Source organism: Vibrio gallicus, assembly GCF_024346875.1.
In the GTDB taxonomy this organism is placed as follows: Bacteria; Pseudomonadota; Gammaproteobacteria; order Enterobacterales; family Vibrionaceae; genus Vibrio; species Vibrio gallicus.
Genome location: NZ_AP024871.1, coordinates 880,184 through 904,087 on the forward strand (window position 1 = coordinate 880,184; position 23,904 = coordinate 904,087).

The following is a 23,904-nucleotide window of genomic DNA, read 5'->3' on the forward strand; positions in this document are numbered from 1 at the left end:
TGGAGTGGATGCTCCCTTGTGCAATAAATGGATAGCACAGCCTTAGGGCTGTGCATTTTTGCTTTTTAGTAGTCCAAAAAGCCACAAAATTAATAGGGTTATCTGGTGCCGCAGAGCCCTAGGAAGGTTAGAGTTATGGATAGACAACTGCGCGCTGTAAAGGCATCGAATAAATCAACTATGATGCCGCGTCTGTCAAGCTTGATGACAGAAATCAATCATGCCATTCAGTCTTCTCGCTTGGGGCTCACACCTGCCCAGCATAATACCTTTGCTATTGAACAGTTAGAGCCTCGTTTGTTGCTTTCAGCTGATCCATTAGCAGCACTGGTTGCCAGTGGTAACGATGTTACCTTGCAAGTGGTCGAAAAAGAGCCTAATGAGCAGTATATCCAACTTATCAATAATGAAGACAATGGCGCACTACTTGCTGAGCGTAAGCTCGACAGTATCGGTGCAGCCAGTGTTATTACGGTCACCGGCACAGACCAAGATGACAGTTTTACGGTTGATCAGTCTTTCCTTGACCTTGGAGAGAGCAACTTTATTGTCCAGTTTGACGGCGGTGAGGGCGCAGACACCGTTGCAACAGGTAGCTCGGTAGTAACCAGTAACTGGCAGGTTAATGGAGAAAATGAAGGCAACCTTGGTGATAACGGTTCGGTAGAGTTTTTAAATACTGAATATATCGAAGCGACCCAAAGTGATGATTCTATTCATGTACTAGCGGCGCTAAATAACAGCTATAACTGGCAAATTACAGGCGATGGGGCTGGTGATCTATCAATCCTTGAAGATGCGGTAGGTGGCCTGTTAGACACAGCATCTAGTACGACCATTGGCTTTAGTGGTTTTGATGAGCTTGGCGGTAGTGGTAGTGATTATCTGGACTACAGTAGCGCCAGTTCTGGGGTTAGTGTCGATCTTGAACAAGAATTAGTGACAGGTTTTGCCAGTGTGACTGGTATGAGTACGGTGATTGGCTCAGATTACGCAGATACCTTTATTGGCGATACAAATGACAACCTTTTTGTCGTTGGATTTGGTGACTCTGTTGATGGGTTTGGCGGCTTTGATAGCGTGTTGTTTCAAGAATCAAGCGCTGGTGGCATTGATATCAAGCTCGGCATTGATAGTGATAACGATGCCGTTGATTATATCTATCAAGGTGGTAGTTGGGATGGAACCACTTTTACCGAGACCGTAGACCAAACAGTATCCATTGTTGATGTTGCGCTTTTGGCCGCAGAAGGCGGCAGTGGTGATAATTACTTTGATTTTTCCGCCTCAGAGCTAGATGTTCACCTATTTGGCGGCGCTGGTGATGATGAGCTTATTGGCGGTCTGGGAGATGATATATTTATTGCTGGAGCGGGCGATGATAGTGTCGATGGCAACGGAGGCACTGATGAGCTCATTGCCGCACGCGCCGCAGATTTCGTGATTGATGGCGACATAATCAAGGTAAATGACAATGAGTCAGATACCTTGTCAGATATTGAATCTATCTATATCAAGGCGCTTTCTAACGATGATGATGTTGATGGTTATACATTAGATGCACGCCTAGCCAATGATTACGATATCACCCTTGAAGGTAGTGAGTTAAGTGACACCATCTATGCATCCGAATTTGGCGATACACTGATTGGGCTTGGTGGGGCAGATACTATTACCGCAGGTGGCGGTGTTGATACCGTACAAGAAATCTTTGCTGGACGAGCCAGTATTGCAGTCTCAGGAATAAACTATTCGCTAGATCTTTCTCATGGATTTAATGATGTTATCAATATCACCCTACCAACGATAACCAGCGGCTCAGGCTATACCTTAAGCATTGATGTTAATAGTGAAACCCTAGTTACCGATGAGTTAGCATGGGATGCCCGTGCGCGCGATATATCTCGCGCTATCGAAAAGGCCCTTGACCTTGCCTATGGACAGCTGATCGTTACCGCAGAAAGTGATGGCTGGAGCATTGAATTCGGAGGGCTGTATTCTGGACAACCGATGGTTGGACTTATCTCAGCCAGTAATGGGGCTACTGCACTTATATCTCAAGCGGGGACAAAAGTACTCGATACCTTAGTTGGCTTTGATGGAGCAGATTATATTGGCCTTGAAGGCAGCGTTGGGGCTGATGATGTCGACCTATCTGCTTTTGCCGGTAATAGTACTATTTCAACGCTACAAGGCAGCGATATTATTCGCGGCGCGCAAGGCATTAATATTGTAGATAGTGGTGCGGGTGACGACTTTATCTATGTGACAGGTGAGTCAGATGACATTGTGGATGCAGGTGAAGGGGAAGATACCCTAATTGCAGATATGAGTAGCAATACTGGCGTGGCACATAGCTTTGAATTAAACAATGACCAGTTGATCACAGACCTGGCGACTATCAGCCTGCTTGGCATTGAAAGTGCAGAGTTGATTGGCGCCGATGGCGATGACGATTTTAACGCCACAGATTTCCATGGATTATCTGAATCAACCGATATTAACCTTATTGATGGCTGGACTGATCTGAGTGAGTTTTCGCTTATCTTCGCTCTTGATGACGACACTACCGTTGTTGAAGTTGATACCCAAACCGCTCAAACATTGGAAGACCTAATTGCGCTTATTAATTTAGCCGACAGTCGTGAAAGTGGCGCTATGTTTGCGTCGTTTGAGCAAGGCTCTGCGCAACTTTCGATTTCAGGTATCTCTTCTTTTGGTGTTGCGGGTAGTGACGCTTCACTTCTTAACGTGCTTGGTCTTGATGGCAGCTCGGTGACCAATTCAGTTGTTACTGGTGTCAGCCTTGGTTTAGTTGCATCTGCACAATTGACCACTCAGCGAGGTAATGGAGGCAGTGATACCTTTGTTGGCTCTATGGGCATTGACTTTTTTACAGTTGATGATGATGACACCTCAGTTAAGGGGTTGACCGGTTATGATACGGTTTCTGGGGCAACCACTAGCACCCATACCCAACTGGATGTAACCGATAGCTCCTTGGCTTGGAAGGGGGATACTCAAACTGACAAAAGTGTGTCTATAGAAGATATTGAACATGCGATGTTAAGTGCCACCACTGGCGCAACTATACTTGATGCCTCTACTGCCACCATTGATGTGAGCTTAGATGCCGCTCAAACTAATTCTGAGCTCAAAGGTGGTTTAGGAACCAATGAATTTAGAATTGACTTAGATTCACGTACGGTTACCGATATTGTGAATGTTACTGTGGCTGATTTAGCGGCCAGTAATGACATTGTATTTTATGGTGGCAGTGGTGTCTTTGATGTCAGTGATTTCGACTTTGCCAATATTAGTGGTGATAACTTTGCATTGGTAAGTGAATCAGAAGGCAATCTTACCATCGACAGTAACGTATCTATTGTCGGTCAGTCGATTAAGTTTGAGGCCGGTGGCACTATCACGGTTAAGGCAAATGTTGTCACCAACGACCTTAGTGACAGCGCTGGTGATATTGGGTTCTATGCACGCCATATTGTGATTGAAGATGGCGTAAATATCTCGGCTAAAGGGCTTTCTATCGGCCAAAATGGAGATATTGATATATTCGCTTCGGACTCTCGCAATAAGATAAAAGGCCTAGGCTTTTATAATTATGACGATGTAGGTGCCAGTATCTCTATTGGTGCTGTTAGCATCGAAGGGCGAGATATAGCGATTGTCGCCTTTGCTGAAACCAATCCCGATAGCCCAGTCAATTATGGTGGTGATTCCCTAGAGTCTGATGAACTGAGTATCAAAGATTTCAAGGCTGAGCTTGAGAATTTTGCTCTGTTCTTCGGCTACTCGCGCTCTAAAGTCGATACCACTATCACTATCGATGAAAATGCAACTATCACGGGTGATAACGTCACCATTGAATCGCGCTCCATTGCGCGTGTCACCTCTGAGCCGTTAGGCATCTTATTCTCGGTAGCAATAGGTAGTATCCGCTCGGATGCGAATATCGAAATGAATGGTACGATTGTCGCACAAGGCGACGTTGTCATTTCATCTAAGGTTGAGAACTACTTGAAGGTAGCCGCTGAACCGTATTATGGATTTAAGGGCTTTGCTGCCAGTGTCGCGGTAGGGATCTTAGAGAGTGATTCCACCACCTTAGTATCAGAAACAGCAAATATTATTGGGCAGGGTAACCTTGATGTATCAGCCTACACCTCAGATTTCACCTATGTTGGCTCACTTAGTGATGCCGGCGATAAAGGTAAACTTGCCGCCAGTGTTGCGGTACATATAGAGCATGGCGACACCAATGCGACATTAGCGGGTGATATTATTATTGCTGGTAATGTGGATGTTAACGCCGAGCACAACCAAGGTCGTGTGGATGGCGTTTGGGGAACCGAAGTCGAAGCAATAGTTGACCGCGTGCCAAGCATCGTTGATAACTTCAAAGACAAATACAAACAGAAGGCGGCTGATAAACTATCTAAGGTGGGATTACCAAATTGGATAACCAAGCGTGTTGCGCCATCTGATCGCTTAAAGCCGACCAAATTTACCTTAGGCATTGCCTTTGGTTATGCCGATGATACCAATAATGCCAATGCCTTGATTGGACTTGCCGATAAAAGCAGTGATATTCAGGTAGGTGGTTCTTTAGAGCAGACCGCTTCTGTTGATAGTAGACAGCTTACCAGTGTTGCCTCAACCTCAAGTTCGGTCTCACAGATGTCACAGCTGGCGGGCTCTACAGGCACCAAGAGCGAGTTTAAGCAAGTTCCATTTGGCGGCGCTGTATCAGTAATGATTGCTGATATGGACAATAACGCCAATGCCATACTGCAAGGCAATACCAAATTAGATGTTCTGGATAAATTCACCCTTGATTCACAAACCCAAAACCTAACCGGTTTAATCAGTCCAGATACCACCTTTAAGTATGTAAAACCTGATTTTATTCAGCCAGATCAAATAGATACAGATTATAGTATCGAGCCTGATGATTTGGTGGGCTTTCACTATAAAGATTATCAGTGGCAGCAAGACAGTGAGTCTAAACAGCCTGATATTGGTTATTTGGGAGCCGTGTATAAATACATAGGTAGTGACCCTGTGACGCTGCGTTTATCACAAGCTGATTTTAGTGATCCGACACAATGGCAACTGCTTGGTGACAAGGTGACTAGCCTACCAAGTCAATTACTTGGTGGTGACTCTGACCTTTATCTTATTGATAACACCGTTAAGGCTGAAGCCGCCGGCGCTAAGGTTTCGATTGGGCTTAACTTTGGTTACCTCAATGTTGAACAAAACGCCAATGCAAAGGTTTTGGGTAGTGTACAACTCAACCAGAGAACAGCACTGGAAAATACCTATGATGAAGGCGTAGATAAGGGTTATTACGATATTGTCGAGGGCTTCCTTGGCACCTTACTGGTGAGTGACAGAGATGTTGCAGTGACATCCAATACCATTAATCAGCAGGTCGATTATGTGGGGTTATTAACCGCGACCAACTCCAATATTCCAATTCTGAAAACCATTTATGAAAAATCGGGTCAATCTGAATCGCTAAATGGTGCAGGTGTCAGTGTATATATCAATAGCGTAACGGTGAACAGTACCGCGATTATTGAAGATGGTGCGCAAGTTTATGCTGACAACCTAAAGCTAGATGCAGACTCAAATGTATTTGCGATTAACTTAGGTTATTCAGCGGGTTATGGTAAAGGTACCCTAGGGATATCTGGGTTATTTATTAATAATATCATCGATAGCAATGCCCATGCGCAGGTTGAATCTGGGGTTGATCTGATGGTGGGTACGCGTATCAGTAACCCTGATGGGGCTGAGCGTTTAAGCGTTACCGCAGATAATCGCGTCGATATTATTACCTTTGCCGGTGGTGGTGCTTCAGGCGGTGCGATTGGGGTTGGCGCCTCTTCGATAGTAAACATTATTGATAAGGTTACCAAGGCTGAGATTGGTAGCCGTGATGCCATTACTCGCAGCGGCAACGTGGATGTTAATGGTGATGTGAAGGTTGCCGCAAGTAGTGATGGTTTTGTAATAGGGTCGGCAATTAGTGCCGCTTGGGCAACGGGTAAGGTGGCGCCATCAGGTGGTGATACGCCAAAAACCAACAATAGCTCTTATGGTATCTCGGTATCTGGTGCCTTCATCTTTAATATCGTAGACCATACGACCTCAGCGGCGATATACAATCTAAACAGTCTTAATGCGGATGCTCTTACTCTAAATGCGACCGATAATGCAGGAGTCTTTGCTTTCCCTATTGCTTATTCCAGCTCTGAGGCGCAAAAATTCGCGTTGGCAGCAGCAGGTATTGGTCTGCGCAATGATGTGGATGTAGATATTGATGCCGGCATTTCTGGAATTAACCTCTTAACCCTAGACAGCCTAGATATTGATGCGAATAACAACACTACGGTGGTCACAGCTTCAGTGTCGGCAGCCTTGTCAGGGGTAGCAGATACGCCACCAAGTTCTAATAGTAGCAGCATTGCAATCACTGGGAATGTATCAATCAATAACGTTACCAACGATATTGATGCCTTCCTCACCGATATCACTTCGGCCTCTATCAATGGCAAAAATAGTAATGGTTTTGCACTCGATATTGAGGCAAAAGATGGTTCAGAAATCTATGCGGTTGCACTTGGGGTGGCATACGCAGGCAGCGGTACGGTTGCGGTTACCTATGCGGAAAATAATATTGATAGTGACATTGACGCCCTGATTAGCAATGTAGATATGGATGTTGCAACTGGCGCGGTACGTCATCAAGCTAATAGTGAAGCGGACATCTTATCGGTTGCGATTGGTGCGGGTGTAAGTAAAGAAACCTCGCCTAATTTTGATACCAAAGTCGGGTTATCGGTTGCGGCTGCAGTAAGCTATAACAAGGTGCGGATGAATACCCGCTCGCGAGTGGAAGACAGCTTGATTACCTTGCCAGGTGAGGATTTAGCCACCTCGCGAATGGATGTAAAAGCACATAACGAAACCGATATTATTGGGGTGGTAGTTGCCCCATCTATCGGACTGCAAAGCGGTGGTAAAACCACGATTACCCTATCAGGTAGTGGTGCTTCAGTACAAAATGAGGTGTATGGCGATACCATTGCTCAAGTCGATGGTTCGAGTATCGACCAATTTGCTAGTGGTGGCGTTAAATCTACAGCAGATAACGGTCTGTATGTTCGTGCTGACGCCGATGGCGATATTAGTGCAACCGTAATCTCGGCTTCGATTGCTTGGGCTGGAGCAACCACTGGCACAGGAGTGTCTGGCGGGATCGGTGTAGCGCTAGCAGAGAACTATATTGGTGATGACAACGGCAAGGCTAACGCAATTAGCGCCATTATTAGCGATTCCAGTGTCGATCTTAGCGGGGCGGTTGATACGTTTGCACAAAGCAAACAAGAGATTACCTCGGTGGTGGTGGCCGCATCGGTTGCGCTTGCCAACTCTAATGATGGGGTGGCTGGCGCGTTATCAGGGGTTGGAGCGACCACTGATAACTCAGTTATGATAGATACCACCTCTGGCATTACAGCTATAGAAGCTAATCACATCATTAAAGCCGACTCTATATCGGTAGAAGCAAAAGATACGAGCAACATTACCAGTGCAGTAGTTGGGGCATCCATTGCAGGAACCTTCTCTGCTTCTTCTGGGGCGGTCAGCTTGAGTATCGGTGTGGCGTTGGCAAGCAACGATATTGATAATGACACCATTGCATTGATTGATAATGTAGATCTCGGGGCATCGGATGATCGAACGGGTGACGTTTCAGTTATTTCGACCACTAACGCGACAATTACCGCAACCTCAGTGGCTACCTCTTTTGCCCTTGGCTGGGGTTCAGGCACTATCACTGCCAGTGGCGCGGGTGCGAATGCGGTAAATTCAATTACTGGCACTACCAAGGCATCGTTGGCAAATAGCCAAGTTTACAGCTCAGGTAATGTAACTGTAAGTGCAAGCAATACCGCTAAGATCAAAGCTGAAATTGCCGCGGTTTCGATTGCCGGCGCCGGTGGTACTAACGGCGGCTTGGGTGTATCGATAGGTGGGGCAGAGACTGAAAATAGTATTGGTAACTCTGGTGATCGTCTTGGTGTTATCGCCAATGTGATTGATTCCGATATTGATACCACTGCAAATATTTCGATTACCTCAACTGCTGATCTAGATATTGATGCAGGGGTCGGTGCAGGTTCTATGGCTATCGCCGCAGGTGGTAGTGGTGCAGGGATTGCAGCTTCAGGTTCTGGGGTCGGGGCGCTTAACCAAATATATGCAGATGTTGATGCCTATGTCGACAACAGCTCGGCGGGGGGACAAACATTAAAAGCAGCATCGCTTACTCTCAATGCGAGTAATGTCTCAGATATTGACGCGGATGCGGCAGCGGCAACGATAGCCGCTGGATTTGGCTCTGGTGGTGCGGTTGCAATTACCGTTGGAGTCGCGCTTGCACGCAATGAGGTAGATAACAATACCCGTGCCTTTGTGGCGGGTGCAGATGTGGTTCTAGGAACTGGCGCAATCGACATTGATGCGACTACCGATAATACCATTGACTCGTTATCTATCGCCGCTTCGCTAGGGGTAGCCTTTGGTGCTGGTGGTGGAATTGCGGTATCGGGCGCCGGTGCCAACTCTATGAATAGCATCAATGGCGATACACTGGCTTATCTTGATGGTGCGGATATACAAAGTGCTGGCGCGGTGAGTATTGATGCTGAGAATATCTCAGACATAACTGCAACAGTGGCATCAGTATCGGTATCTGGAGGGGGTGGCTCCGGCGGTGGCGTTGGGGTATCAATTGGTGCGTCCGTATCTGAAAATGAAATAGGCACATCCGATAACGCCCTTAAAGTGTCATCGTACATTCAAGACTCTAGCCTTGATGCCTCTGGCGCTCTGGCGGTTACCGCAAATGCTCAAATGACAATTTTTGCAGGTGTAGGCGCAGGTGGCATGGCAGTTGCTGGCGGTGCTGGTGGTGGTCTTGCTGCGGCCGGTTCTGGGGTAGTAACGACCAATGATGTATACGCGATGGTTGATAGCTATATTGATAATTCTAATGCAAGTAGTGCGACTATTGATGCGCTGAGTATTGCAGTGGATGCCACGAGTCAGTCGACGATTACAGCACAGCTAGGCTCAGCTTCACTTGGTATTGCCGGTGGTGCTGGTGGCGGTGGCACATTAACCATAGGTATATCGATTGCAGAAAACCTAGTGGATGTAGATACCTCCGCCTACATCAAAGGGGGGAGTTCTGTTGATAGTACAGGTGCCATTCGCGTTGCCGCGAGTGCCACCAATGATATTGATGCGACCTCAGTAGCGGCGACTGCATCGTTTGCCGCAGGCGCAGGTGGCGGCGTTGCAATAAGTGGTGCGGGTGCGCAAGCGGTAAACAGCGTGTTTGGGCAAACCACATCGTTTATCGAAAGCGCACAAATAAATAGCGCCAGTAAGATAGATATTACTGCCTCTGATACCTCTGATATCGATGCCACTGTGGTTGCGGTAGCGGTATCTGGAGCCGGTGGCGCTGGAGGTGGTATTGGTGTGGCGATTGGTGCCGCGCTTGCCTCCAATAATATTGGTAGTAGTAGCTCTCGCCAAGGCGTGCGCGCGTATGTGAAAAACAGTGGTATTACGACCACAGGTGCGGTTAATGTCGACGCCGATGGTGACATGACTATTTTCTCTGGCGTGGGTGCGGGCAGTATGGCGGCATCTGGCGGTGCCGGTGGTGGCCTATCAGGTGCTGGTGCGGGAGTAAGTACTGAAAATGATATTTATGCGGATGTAGAGAGCTACATAGATAACAGCTCGGCTTCAAGCAAAGTGATCAATAGCGCAAGCCTTACTTTAGATGCGGATAATACCACCAAGATAACCGCTGATGCTGGCGCGGCCTCATTAGCTGCCGCTTTCGGTGCTGGTGGTGGGGTGTCACTTGCTGTTGGGGTTGCACTGGCTAAAAATACGGTCGACGCTAACACATCCAGTTATATTGTGGGTGTAGGAGAGCTCAACTCAGGTGATATTAGCCTGTCAGCTAATACCAACAATACTATTTCGGCTACCTCAGTGGCGGCATCTGTTGCCGTGGCAGGTGGTATTGGTGGTGGCGTTGCTCTAAGTGGCGCCGGTGCAGAAACTAAGAATGCTGTATTTGGTGAAACAACCGCTTATATCTCTGACAGCACCATTGGCGCATCCAACGATAAAGTCGGCCAGGTACACGTGACAGCTGACAATACTTCTTCGATTACCTCAACCGTTGCCGCTGTATCGGTTGCGGGCGCAGGTGGCGCTGGAGGTGGGTTTGGAGCTTCACTTGGGGCTGCGATAGCGGTTAATGAAATTGGTTCTGATAGCGATCGCTTGATAGTCAACAGCTATATTGACAACAGCAGTGTGCATGCATCCGGTGAGTTACTGTTAGATGCAAACCAAAATATGACCGTTAACGCCGGTGTAGGTGCGGGGAGTATGGCGGTGGTCGGTGGCGCAGGCGGGGTAAGTGTGTCTGGGGCTGCCGTGCGGGTTGAAAACTATATCGTGTCAGATATTGATAGCTACATCAAAGACAGCGCTATGGTTGCCGCCTCTGAAATTTCAGTGACTTCCAGTAGTACGTCTGATGTAGATGCAACCGCCGCTGTCGCTACGGTTGCTGGGACATTTGCTGCGGGTGCGGCAATTTCTATTGGTGCAACCCGAGTAATCAATGAGGTCGATATTGACCTTAATAGTGATATTGATAACTCAACCTTAGTCAGCAGTGGCGACTTTACTCTAACCGCAAGCTCGACCGATGATATTTATACCATGGGGATTGCAACATCAGTAGCGCTTGGGCTTGGTTTTAGTGGTGCAGGGGTATTTGTAGAGACCAATATCACCGGAGATATTAGCGTCACTATGTCTGACTCTGATATCACGGCGGCGGGTGAAGGTACGGTAAAAGCATTAGCCAATGCCAAGCAAGAATCTGAAGCATATGGTATTTCAGCAGGCTTTATTGCTGCGGGTGTGGTGTTTGCAGATAGTGAAACCGATGTAGATACCTTATTGACTGTTAGTGCCACGGATTATCGCGGTGGTGATCTCACCATGGTGGCGAATGCCACCGAGGATAACTATGTATTTGCGGTTGCTGGTAGTGGCGGGGCGCTTGCGGGAGCAGGCGTAGGTGCTGATACCAAATCAACGAGTAACACCAAAGTCACTTTGGATGATGAATCTAGCATTACCTTAGGCGCGACCTCAGGTGATGGGGTATTGGATATTAAGGCTGAACACATAGCCAAGTTTGATGCCAAGGTTGTGGTGGCTTCAGGTGGTTTGCTGTCGGGCTCTGGCGCTGAAATTGATCACGACGTTACCGCTGATGTGGCCGTGATTGTTGGTGATGGCATAAGTGATAGCGATAACCTAGTTATCAGCGCATCCGATATTAATATTGATGCAATTAACCGCGCCCAGAAAAATCAAAACGGAAGGATTGATGTTGTCGCTATTGGGCTAGCGAGCGCGGCGGGAGCTGACAGTCGAACTGTACTTGATATGGCGACTAATATTGATGTGGGTAATGATGCCAGCCTAACAGCATGGGGGCTTGGCGAGTCTGACGGTATCGCACTAAATGCATTAAATGATATCGATATTACCGATAAGGTGGTATTGAATGCCACCGGTGCACTAGCTGGTACAGGGGCTACGGTTAAGATCACAGATGATGAACTGTTGGCCAATGTACGTATTGGTGAGAATGCTGTGCTTCTCTCTGAGGGAGAATTGCAGATCTCAGCACGTGGTCAGGGCACAGCCGTTGGCAATGTGGAAGCGGATTCAAGTGGTGCAATTTCGGTTTCAGTAACCAACGCCACGGTTAATATCACCCCAGTGAATACGGTATTGATTGACCTTGGGGCAGACATTACCGCTTATGGTGATGTGAACATTTCGACCGGGACTGATACAGATTTTAACCGCGATGATTATAAGGTTCATGCGCTAATTGATAGCTTCTCTGATAGCGTAATTCCAATTGATGATGCTGGCGCTTTCGCTACGCTATCACAAACCAACAACATTACAATTGCATCTGGTGCGCATGTTAAGACAGCGCGGCAGATGAACCTGCATGCAGAGCGCTTTGGTTTTGCAGATATGGATGCGCAAACCAAGACCATAAACTGGGCTACCGCAATTGGTGGAACGGCTGATCTTGGTGGTAATGTCACTATCGGCACTACAGGCACAGTCAATAATGCAGGTACATTGGAAACGGGTATTCGCAGAAACCAAGCGATTGAATTTATAAGCTTGAATGACAATGGTAGCGTTAATCAGGTTATCCAGAGCGAAGGCATTAGTTTTTCTACTTCAATTGAAGCATTAGATTCTAGCCTATTTGATGACCTTGAATATGCCGAGGAACAGCTGTCTATTTTCAATGATGGTAAGTCTAGTGACTCTGATATCGAGGCTTTTTATAAGTCAGAGATTAATCGTTTGCGTACCGTGATGGTTGAAAAGGGCTTGATGGATGTTGATAGTGATGGCGAATACTATGCTATTTCTCTCAATGTTCCGGTTATTACCATAAATGATATCCATGCCGAAGCAGGTCGCATTGATATCCGCTCAGGAGAGTATGAAGATACCGGTAGCGTATTATCTCCAGGCGATGCATCCGTTACTATTTTGAACCACACCTTAGCCTCATTGGTGGTGAACGATATTACCATTCCACAACAAAATGGAGGGGTATTCTTAAATGGGGAACGTCAAGATACTGGGGATGATAACGACCCTATCATATCAATTACCAACGATGTTGACCTAGATCTAGCACTGATAGAGCTAAACAATAGGGTTGATGTTTCCGACAATAACTCGGTATTGAGCTGGCCATCTATCACCTTAAACGGTGATATTGCTAACCGTAGCGGTAAGTTAGAACTTAAGAGCTTAAGCGGCGCAGGATCGAGCACTCTAGGTAAAGGTGATATTAACATCTATGCCGATATTGATGTTAAAGATCAAGTGGTTATGACTGGCGGCTCTACCGTGATCAGCCTACCACCGGGTTCAACCTATTCTGTGGATGGGTCTGAATACGCAAAATGGAATGCAGTGATTGATGATGATGGACTTAAACAAGCGTCTGCTACTGCGATAAGCGACTTAGTTAATCGCAGTATAACTGGGCCTAGTATCTATGCGGACAATATCTCCATTACCGCAGAATACATCAATATCAATGGCAAAATTCAAAGTGGTAAAGAGAGCTTTACCCTAAATATTGATAAATCCCTTGAGAATACCATTACTGAACTGCGTAATAGCGGTGTGACAGGTTATGTTCGCCTTGATGTGGGAAGTGAGGACTTCTCGGTATTTTATGACGCGACCAACGACCAACTTGTCGTGGGTGATATGCGCGTTAGTGGGGGTTATATCGAGCTTGAAGGGCATATCTTAAATACCAATAGTAACTCCGAAATCGAGCTACTAGGGGGATATGCGAAGATAGATGTCGTTAACAATACCGATTTAGATATCACCATCATGGGACTGGATGCCTCACAACGCGGTAAGGGTACCTTAATTATTCGCGATAAAGCCAAAGGCACGTCGGATAACCCAATAGAGACCATCTATACCAAGGATGAAAATGGTGTGACGGTTTCAACCAACGGTGTGGCTGTGGGCGGGTCTGATGACATGACCTATAACCCTAAACAAGGCTGGCGTTATTCCTGGACTATGGGGCAAGAAACCTTTGAACGCCGCTATACCACCGAGGGGACATCTTCATGGCTAGGAATTGATGCCTTTGCTAAAGACCCGAAAGATGTCAGCTTTGACGGTGAGCCTGAGGTGGTGGGCTCTCCAACCTTGCGTGGTGAGGGCGCCTATTTTGAGTTTGATGAAGGTGGTGAAACGTATAAATTCAGTGAACTGGATGAAGCGATTGTTTTAGAAAATGAAACCTCATTAGTGCGCAAATGGACGGAGAGTACTTGGTGGGGTAAAAAAACCTACTATGCCAAGTTTGTAGAAGAGAGCAAGGTTCGCTACGAATCAACCCACTCTATTCGAGCTGACTATGGGGTTGCCATTACCTTTACTGGCCTTGAAGCTGGCGCTATTGATATCACGTCTAATCGTGGTGGTGATGTTATCGTACAAGGTGCAATCAGCAATACCTACGGTACGACAACCATCATGACTAATGCCGAGATAGTGACTAAGTCTACGGGTATTGTCGGTGGTGAAAACATTAATCTAACTGCACAGAGCATAGGTGGCGTTGCCCAAACCAATGCTGATGGCAGTATCGATGCGGCTAATAATGCACTGCGGACCAATCTCACCAACCTAGGCGGAGGGGCAATTACTGCTCGCACCTATGGCGGGTTAATTAACTTGGTTGAGACGGATGGCTTGCTTGTGGTGAACAATATCACTTCAGCAAGTAACTATCAGTCAGCGCGTGATACCGGAGGTAAGGTTTACCTATCTGCTGTTGGTGGTGTTGAAGGCAAGTCTGGATCAACTGGAGTTGTACGTGGTGGCACCATCTATATTAACTCTGAAGCACAGGTGGGTAGTGCATCCCACGCGCTAGTGATTGATAGCGGTGAGAGAAACCGTGATTCGGTAACTGTGTTGGCAAATAACGATATTTATCTAAGTGAGATTGATGGTCACTTGTTAGTTAAAGAGATCACCAGTAACGCGGGTGATATCACGATTACCGTGGCTAATGGCTCGTTGATTGATGCTAATAACTCGACTGCTCGAGATGAGCGTAGCTATGAAGAATTGAGCACAGGTCTTTGGGAAAACCTTGGCTTAATCGGTGGTAGCGACGCATCGCAACAGAAAATCGACAACATAATAAATGCCTATATTTCTTCTCGTGAGATGGAATACAGCACCTATTGGAATATTAGGAATGGGCAGTTTGATGGTGATTACACCCAAGGCGTAGAGGTAAATCTTTCTGTCGATGAAGAAGCGTATTATAGAGAAGTGTATGCGGTTATTGGCGCTGAAAATGGCTTGGCCGATAGCGAGCTTGATAGCTTTATCGATGATGCGATTCAAACCTTAGTAAACAAGCGCACAGCGGAATATCATGCCCTACATAATAGCTATGGTACTCAGGCATATGACGCTGACTACAGCTATCAAATCACCGAAACTAAGCGCACTGAACTTACTGCCAGTGTGCATGTATGGACAGAAGATGAGCTAACCAACCTTATCAGTGGTAGCTTGCTTAAACCTATTACCAATACCCAAGCGACTGTTGAAGAGGCAAATCTTTCATCTGCTGGCAATATTACCGTGGTTACTCAAGATGATGTGGGCAGTGCGGTTGGCTCAGTTGAGATTGATCTCGATGGTGATTACAGCGCCGATGAACGTGTCCAATTAGCAGCAGCTGAACGAAACGATGTTTACTTCTTATTTGCTGAGCGCACCCAAAATGTGCTTGTCGATGTGGTTGAGGCGGACAGTGGCGATGCCTTGGTTCGTGCCACTGGCAGTTGGTTAGCCGATGGTTTTGTGGCTGGCATGCAGATACGCATTGCAGGCGATAGTGCCAATGCCAATGATGAAGGAAGCTTCTATGAGATTGCTTCGGTAAGTGCGACTACATTGACCTTAACCTCAAACGCTCTGTCGGTAGAGGTTGCTGTGACCTTAGATGTGGCGGCAATTAGCACAGCGCCACAACTGACTACCTTGATTAACAGCAATGGCGAGACATGGCAAAGTATTGGTTTGGTTCAAGGCAGCTATATTTCTTTAGGCAGCGAGACCTATCAAGTTAGCCGCATTGCGAGTCAAGTAATCGATTTATCGGAAGTCGACCCAAGCTTGGCATCTTCAGTAACGGCTATTAGCTCGAGTGATTATCGTACTGCGAGCGTGAATAAAATTGTGATTGACCAGCGTGAAGATATCGATGTGTTAGTTGCGGGTATTATTAATGCGACAGCTAGCGGAAATGTGTACCTTGGCTCGGAGCAATCGATGACCATTGGCTCTGTTTCTGGTGATAATGTACGCATTAAATCGAAACAATCGCTATTAGATGGCGTCGGCAGCTCTGCTTCCGTTGTGGCAGGTAGCACCTTAATTCTTGAGGCAGGCTCTGGGGCTATTGGTAGCTCTATCAACCGTTTTAATATCGACCTTGATGCTGATGCAACCCTGACTGCTCGTGCTGAGCAAGATATCTATATTACCGAGATAAACTCTAACCTTAATATTGCCACCATTTACTCAAGCGGCGGTAAGGTTGATTTAATTGCTCTAAATGGCTCGATTGTCGATAGCTTTGACCATGATTATGAGAATATCCGTGCGCAAGATGTGGTGTTAAGTGCGCAAGCTGGTGGTATAGGTGAGCTTGGTAATCTACTTGATATCAATTTAACAGGTGGCTTATTAACTGCCTATGCAGATGCCGACATCGGTATCAATGAAACCGACGGTAATCTTGATGTCGACCATGTGGAGTCAGCGCAGGGGGATGTTGCACTGGCGGCTCATTTAGCCATTGTGGATGCGGTAACGGATGACGTAAGTGAGATAGCTGATATTGTCGGCGCAAGTATTTCATTGACGTCCCGTCTAGATACTATTGGTCAAGCAGGTAATGACCTTGAAATAGATTCGGGCTCAGCCGAGGGTGAAAACCTTACAATATCCAGTGCTAACAACACTCATATCACCGAGACTCGAGGTGATCTATATCTCGATACTATTCAAACTGGCGCGGCGGCGATTGCCTTTATCGCAGCTCCTGCCGGACGCATTCTAAACGACAATGCGAATGGCAATAATATCATTTCAGGTAAGACCTATTTATTTGCTTCTTTAGATATTGGTAGCGCAGATAATGCGCTTGCAACCGAAGTTGGAAATATCCAAGGTCAATCTACTACGGGTAGTACCTATATCGAAAATACCGGCGCACTAAATGTAGGGGGTGTGGTCACTGGGATCTCTAGCGGTTTTAAGGCTGGTGGAGAGATCAATATGATCACTCGCAGTCCCTTGACTGTTGACCAGAGTGTAAACGCTGTGGGAGATATTAATCTTATCTCGACCGATAATTCCGGATTTGATGACATCACTATCGCCTCTGGTGTGAGCTTAGTAACCAGCAGCAGTATCAATATCAACTCTGGTGATGGCTTTACCTTGCAAACGGGCGCTGTGTTAGATGCCGCGCTAGATATCAACATTCAGATAGATGCAGGAGAGACTGGAGACCAAGATGCTACTGGCGGTGTGGCAGATATCCAAGGTTCAATGATGGCTGGACAAGATATCAACCTCACTGGTGGAGACGACCAAGATAACGTTGTTATTCAGGGCGCGTTAGTTGCTGAAAATATTGTGCTCAATATGGGTTCAGGCAAGGATACCGTGCTGGTGGATACCCAAACGTTACAAGGTGACACCTATATCAATACGGGGGCTGGAGATGATGAAATTACTATCAACCAACTCAATACTCGTGCAGATAGATTGGTGTTAGATGGTGAGGGTGGTAGCGATAGCTATATCATCAATCGCAGTGGTGGAGATAAAGATTACGTTATCGATATTGAAGATTCTGGTGCGCCTAATAATGGTGCAGATAGTGTCACATTCAATGGACTGGTCACTGCGGATCACTTCTTGATTCGCGCAAATTTTGTGGCTGCGCTAAATCAAGATGGCAGTGATGGTTATACGGCGGCGATTGAACGCATCAATTACGATAGCAATGTTAATGCCCGCTTTATTGTGAACGGCTTAGATGGTGAAGATAGCTTCTACAGTGACGATACCAGTACTATTTTTACCCTTGATGGTGGTGCGGATAACGATACCTTCCAGGTTGGTCAGTTATTTGGTAGTGACCGCTTGGCCTCTCTTGGCACGGTTGCTGTGGGTGATGAGATTGAAACCAACGAAACCACATTAGGCTTTTTGAGTAATGGTAATAGCTTGCCGATGGTTATCTATGGCGGCGATGGTGAGGACAGCATTAAGGTTTACTCTAACAAGGCGGTAACCAAGCTTTATGGTGAAGCGGGTGATGATAGCTTTGTTGTACGTGCCTTCCTACTTAAAGACAGTGGCCTTACCAACAACAGCGTCGATGTTGAACTGTTTGGGGGTGAAGGGGCAGATACCATTGAATATAGTATCAATGCGGCACTGAAAATAGACGGTGGCGCAGGTAACGATAAGGTGGTGGTGCTAGGTACCGAGGGTGATGATAACTTTATGATCACCGAGGATGGAATCTTTGGTGCTGGCTTGAATATTAGCTACCTAGGTATTGAATTTGCAGAGGTTGATGGACTTGAAGGCGATGATACCTTCTATGTCTTAAGTACTAATGCTGAGGTTGAAACAACCATTATAGGTGGGCTTGGCGCCGATGTATTTAATGTGGCAAGTGATGTCACGAAACCGATTGTTTCATACTCAGTTGAAGGGCGTAGCAGTTTTATAAACCACAGTGTATTTAGTGACGATGAAGCGTATAACGGCATTTTTGTAGATGGCGTATCTCTAAATGTGGCTAGCCAAGAAAACGGTGCTATAGCTATTGATAATCAATCGGTTACGGTTGGTGAAGATGGCATGGAGGATATGTACAACCTATCGTTAAGCGTTGCAGAACCCAATGTTGCGACAATCGCTTATGTGACCGTATCAGCCGCGAGAGCCTCTACCAGTGATAAAGACAATAGCAATGGTCAGGCGGCGAGTATACTTGTATCAACCGATGGCATTAATTTTTATGAATCCTTGGTTGTCACCTATGAGGCTGGCGTTAATTGGCAAGACACTACCTCTATTTATGTTAAAGCCATTGATGATAGTGCGATGGAAGGCAGTCGCGATTATGTGATAAGCCATAGTGTAAGCAGTGATAACCCTGACTTTGATAATCTTGATATTGCTAATGTTGAAGTTACCGTGTTTGATAATGACCAATCCGATCTTATCGTTGTTCCTCAAGGTGGAGAGCAGATAACAGAAGGAGGAAGTGGCGCTGTATTTGATGTTCGTCTTTCCACTCAACCACAGGTTGGGGAAGTGGTCACGGTATCATTATCAGAGGTGTTTGGCGCTGGAGTCAGTGCTCAACTTGGGTTTAGCGATACAGAGCTGACCTTTGACCGCGATAACTGGAATATAGTGAAGAGTTTTAGCGTTACTGCACTAGATGACAACGCAGTCGAAAACCTCTATCAGGGTAGCGTCAATCTTTCGGTTAGCAGTAACGTGGTTCAATCTGAATATAATCAGGTTGATGACACTCAGCAGGTGCTGTTTGTGAGTGACAACGATAGCGGTGCAGTTATTGTTACTCAAACCGATGGCTCGACCTTAGTCAGCCAAACTCAGGGCGATGATTATAGCTTAGTGTTAAGTCGAGCTCCGAGTTCTACCGTAACTGTGAATCTGCTAAATGACGGACAAACGCTATTTAGTAGCGCCGATCCTCGCTTTAATGCGGCCAGCAATACAGTCACCTTTGATGCCAGCAACTGGGATCAGGCGATTAGCATTACACTGGCGGTAAATCCTGACTATCAACAGCAATCAGGGCAACCGGTACAGAACCCACCACTACAACCTCATACCTTAACTGGAATCCAAGGCAAGCTTATTGTGGAGGGAGGCGTTCCACAAGGTAAAGCACGAGCATTAAGCATTGCAGTTACACTGCCAAGTGAAAGCGACAGTGAGCTTCCGGTTAAGAATATTGAAGTTAAAGAAGTGCTACAAACTGACCTGCTAAATATCTTCAATGATGGCAGCTTAGAAAATGACAGTGGTGTCCTTAGTGACATTAGCCTTACTGGCTTGGGAATGGGGGCTGGGATTGAATATAGTGATATTGAGGTTGTGGAGCTACTGCTTGGACAAGGTAATGACAACCTAGTCATCGAGGATACGGCTGCTGATGTTATCACTGTTGTACACGGTGGTGGTGGAAGTGACACCCTATCCGTAACGGGCAGTAATGCAGATGGCGTACTTATCTTGTTTGGTGATACCGGCCAAAATGGCTTTGCATATAATGCAACATCAGACCAGAAAACCGATAAAGCGCGTGAGTTTAATAACCCTGGTAACGATATCTTAGATGCTTCAGGTGCGGGCGGTTCGGTGACCCTATATGGCGGACAAGGTAACGATACGCTGACAGGTAGTGAGCATGGAGACCATATTGCTGGTGGTTCGGGAAGCGACTATATATTTGGTCTTGATGGTGCAGACCATATCTATGGGGATGCAGGCTTTAATGTTGATGTGTCCACTCGCCTAGACCTAAGTACTCAGATCTTGAGTGTGGTAAATCTGAGCGATGCCGGTGATAACCCTGAAACTGCGGATCTATTGGCGGTAGCTAACGATACTATCGATGCTGGTTTGGGCGACGATATCGTGATTGCAGACCAAGGAAGCATAAACCAGCTGTCTGGTGTTAATCGTATCCTTTCAACCTCGCTAGCGGATGTAACCGAGGTGACAAATCTTGGTTTTGTTAGCGGTGGTAATGACATCGTAATCGGGAATCAAGGCGACGATATCTTAATTGGTGGCCAAGGTAGCGATGATATTTATGGTGCCAACATGTCAGCTAACTCGCCAGTTTCTGGCGTTGATAATGACCTTATTATCGGCGATATGGGGCAAGTAACCCTTGATGCTGGTGTTATCAGGTTAATTGCAACTACCGATACCAACCAAGGTGGCGATGATGAGATCTATGCTGGTCAAGATAATGACATCATCTTAGGCGGAGCTGGAAATGATTATATCGAATCGGGCGCAGGCAATGATTGGGTGCTGGGGGACTTTGGTGAAGTTGAGTTGGGTGATGAGCACATTGTGTTACGTACGCAACTTGGTGATGAACACGCCTTTGGCAACGATGAAATCCATTTAGGTGCGGGACTTGATACTGCATTAGGTGGTCTTGGAAGCGATACGATAACCTCTGATGCTGGTGATAGTCATATTATCGCAGACAACGGTATTTTGACCTATAGCGTGAATGGAACACTGCTTAGTGTTCGCTCTGAAGATCCCGCACTGGGCGGTGATGACACTGTCAACCTTGGTGATGGCGATAATATCGTGATTGGTGGGCAGGGACGAGATCAGATAACGACAGCTGCTGGTAATGATGTGGTTATTGGGGATAACGGGGATGTAGTATTGGTAGATGGCATTGTACGTAGCATCGCCAGCCGTGATACAGATATCACTACCACTGGCGCAGACACTATCAGTGTAGGATCTGGTTCTGACCGAGTCATCGCGGGCTTAGATAGCCTAATTGAGGAGTTCAATGAAACCCCTGAAGGGGTTGAGTTTAGTAGCCGCTTTATTAGTGATAGCGTGATCTCTGAGTCCGGAGATACTCAGTTACTGGCGGATAATGGCATGCTTACCTATAACGCGCAGGGTCAATTGGTCGGTGCTCTATCTACGGAAATTGAGCAAGGCGGCGATGATCAAGTGCACTTGGGCGCTGGTGATAATCTGGTCATCGGTGGTAAGGGCGATGATGTCATTACTACAGTTAGTGGCCAAGATGTGGTGATTGGTGACAACGGCCAGATAGAGCTAATAGGTGGTGTGGTGCGCGTGATGCGCAGCACTGACACCCAAGATGCAACCGCAGGCGAGGATACCATTCAACTAGGAAGCGGCTTTGACCGCGTTATTGCAGGTCTGGGTAGTGATAGTGTCACTTCTGATTCAGGCGATAGCCATGTGATTGCTGACAATGGCGTTCTTATCTATAACGAGCAAGGGATTCTAGTTGATGCGAGTAGCAGTGAACCACATCTAGGTGGTAATGATGATGTCATCCTTGGTCAAGGACAGCATGTGGTTATTGGTGGTAGTGGGTCTGATGAGATAACCACAGCTAATGGTAATGACATGATTTTGGGAGACAATGGCGAACTGAAATTCGATAACGCAGGTGTAGCTGTTGATATCAATTCAACCTCTATTGAGCTTGGCGGTGATGATGTTATTGATGCGGGCAATGGAGATAACCTCGTTGTTGGTGGTTATGGCGCAGATCACATTGTTGTTGGCAGCGGTTCAGATGTGGTAGTGGGTGATAATGGCCATATCACCTTGGTCGATGGCGTAATTCGCACCATTGAAACCACGGATACTGATGGCCGCAGCGCTGGTGATGACAATATTCAATTGGGTCGCGGAGATGATGTACTGATCGCCGGTTTAGGCGCAGACACTGTGGACTCACTATCTGGTGATACGCAGCTTATTGCCGATAATGGCATGTTCATTTACAACGCAGCCGGTATTCTCACACTGGCGAAAACCACGGAACAGGATTTAGGTGGTAACGATAACATTACCCTAGGCGAGGGCGATAACCTTGTTATTGGTGGTAACGGTGCCGATGTGATTGCTACAGCCAATGGTGTAGATGGCATTATTGGTGACAATGGGCAGTTTGTGTTTGATGACCAAGGGGTATTGTTACAAGCCAAAACCACCGCCTTTGACCAAGGTGGAGCCGATACCATTAATGCTGGAAACGGTGTTAATTTGGTTCTTGGTGGCAATAGTGGAGACAACATATCTACCGGTGATGATAACGATATCGTGGTTGGTGATAACGGTGAGGTTGACTATGTAGACGGTGTTCGCCGCCTTATTGTCAGCACGGATACCGAAAACCAAACCGGAGGCGATGATGTTATTAATCTCGGAGCGGGACAAGACCATGCAATTGCCGGTGTTGGTAATGATACGGTGCGTAACAGTGCCGGAGAAACCATTATTATCGGTGATGATGGACGAATAGAGAACGCAAGTGACGGTCGCTATAGCGTAGTCAGCACTGGTGATACTACCATAGGTGGCAATGATACACTTTATGGTGGTCAAGACCGAGATATCATCTTTGGTGGTTATGGCGCCGATGTTATCGATGGCGGAGCAGGCAGTGACCTACTCGGTGGTGATGGCTCGCGTGTTAGCCGCTCGAATGGCACGGTTGTATTTGAAGCAATTGACTTGTTTACTGGCGGTAATGACACCTTGATTGGTGGTGAAGGTCAAGACCGAATGCAGGGGCATTATGGTACCGACTTCTTCTTTGCTAACTTCAATGAAGATGTATTGCTCGGTGAGTATGGTCAATTTACCTTTAGCGAAGTCAATGGCGAGGAAGTACCTGAGTTGATTATTTCCCTTGCTAACGGTCAGCTAGACTTCATTCGTATTCTACAAACCAGTCTATTTAGCCGCTATGCAGAGCAAGTCTATTCCGATTCTGAATTTAGGCAGATAGCTCAACAGCAACAAGTGAGTGAGGCTGGATTTGTAGCTGAGTTTAGTGAAGAGGCAGAACTCGCCTTCATCAAACTAGGGGGTATATTCCATCGCACAGGTTCAGGCGGCGGAGGTAGTGTGCCAGCACAATCGATACCGGAAAGTGAGGATCAGCTGCCGGTTGAACAAGAGATCGAGGTTGAGGAGAGTGAAGCTCAGGTAGATGAGGCGCAAACCGAGGTGTCACTTGAATCGAGCAATATTGATGACAATGCCGTGCTAGTTACATTATCAATTGAGTCGCAACCACAAGCTAAATTAGATAGTGCAGTACCAGCGACCTCTGAGCTGCATATCTTAGAGCAGCATATTGATGTTGAGGCTGCAGTTGCAAGCATTGCTGGTGTCGGTGGTTGGATGGTTATGAAGGCGGAGAAATCAAGTTCGGTGACAAGGGTGAAACGAGACCGATAGTAAACCTAGACACAGTTACTATCCAATACTAAG

General features: G+C 46.6%; 1 protein-coding gene. It reads left to right on the plus strand.

Features of this window, described 5'->3' with window-relative positions; translation table 11 throughout:
• Nucleotides 1-135: 135 nt before the first annotated feature.
• Nucleotides 136-23,871: an LEPR-XLL domain-containing protein gene (locus OCU28_RS04155; protein ID WP_261817079.1), complete on the plus strand. Its 23,736-nt coding sequence runs from the start codon at nt 136-138 to the stop codon at nt 23,869-23,871.
• Nucleotides 23,872-23,904 lie beyond the last annotated feature (33 nt).

Coding starts and splice junctions, on each gene's coding strand:
- OCU28_RS04155 (WP_261817079.1), top strand. CDS start 136: ATGGATAGACAACTGCGCGCTGTAAAGGCATCGAATAAATCAACTATG.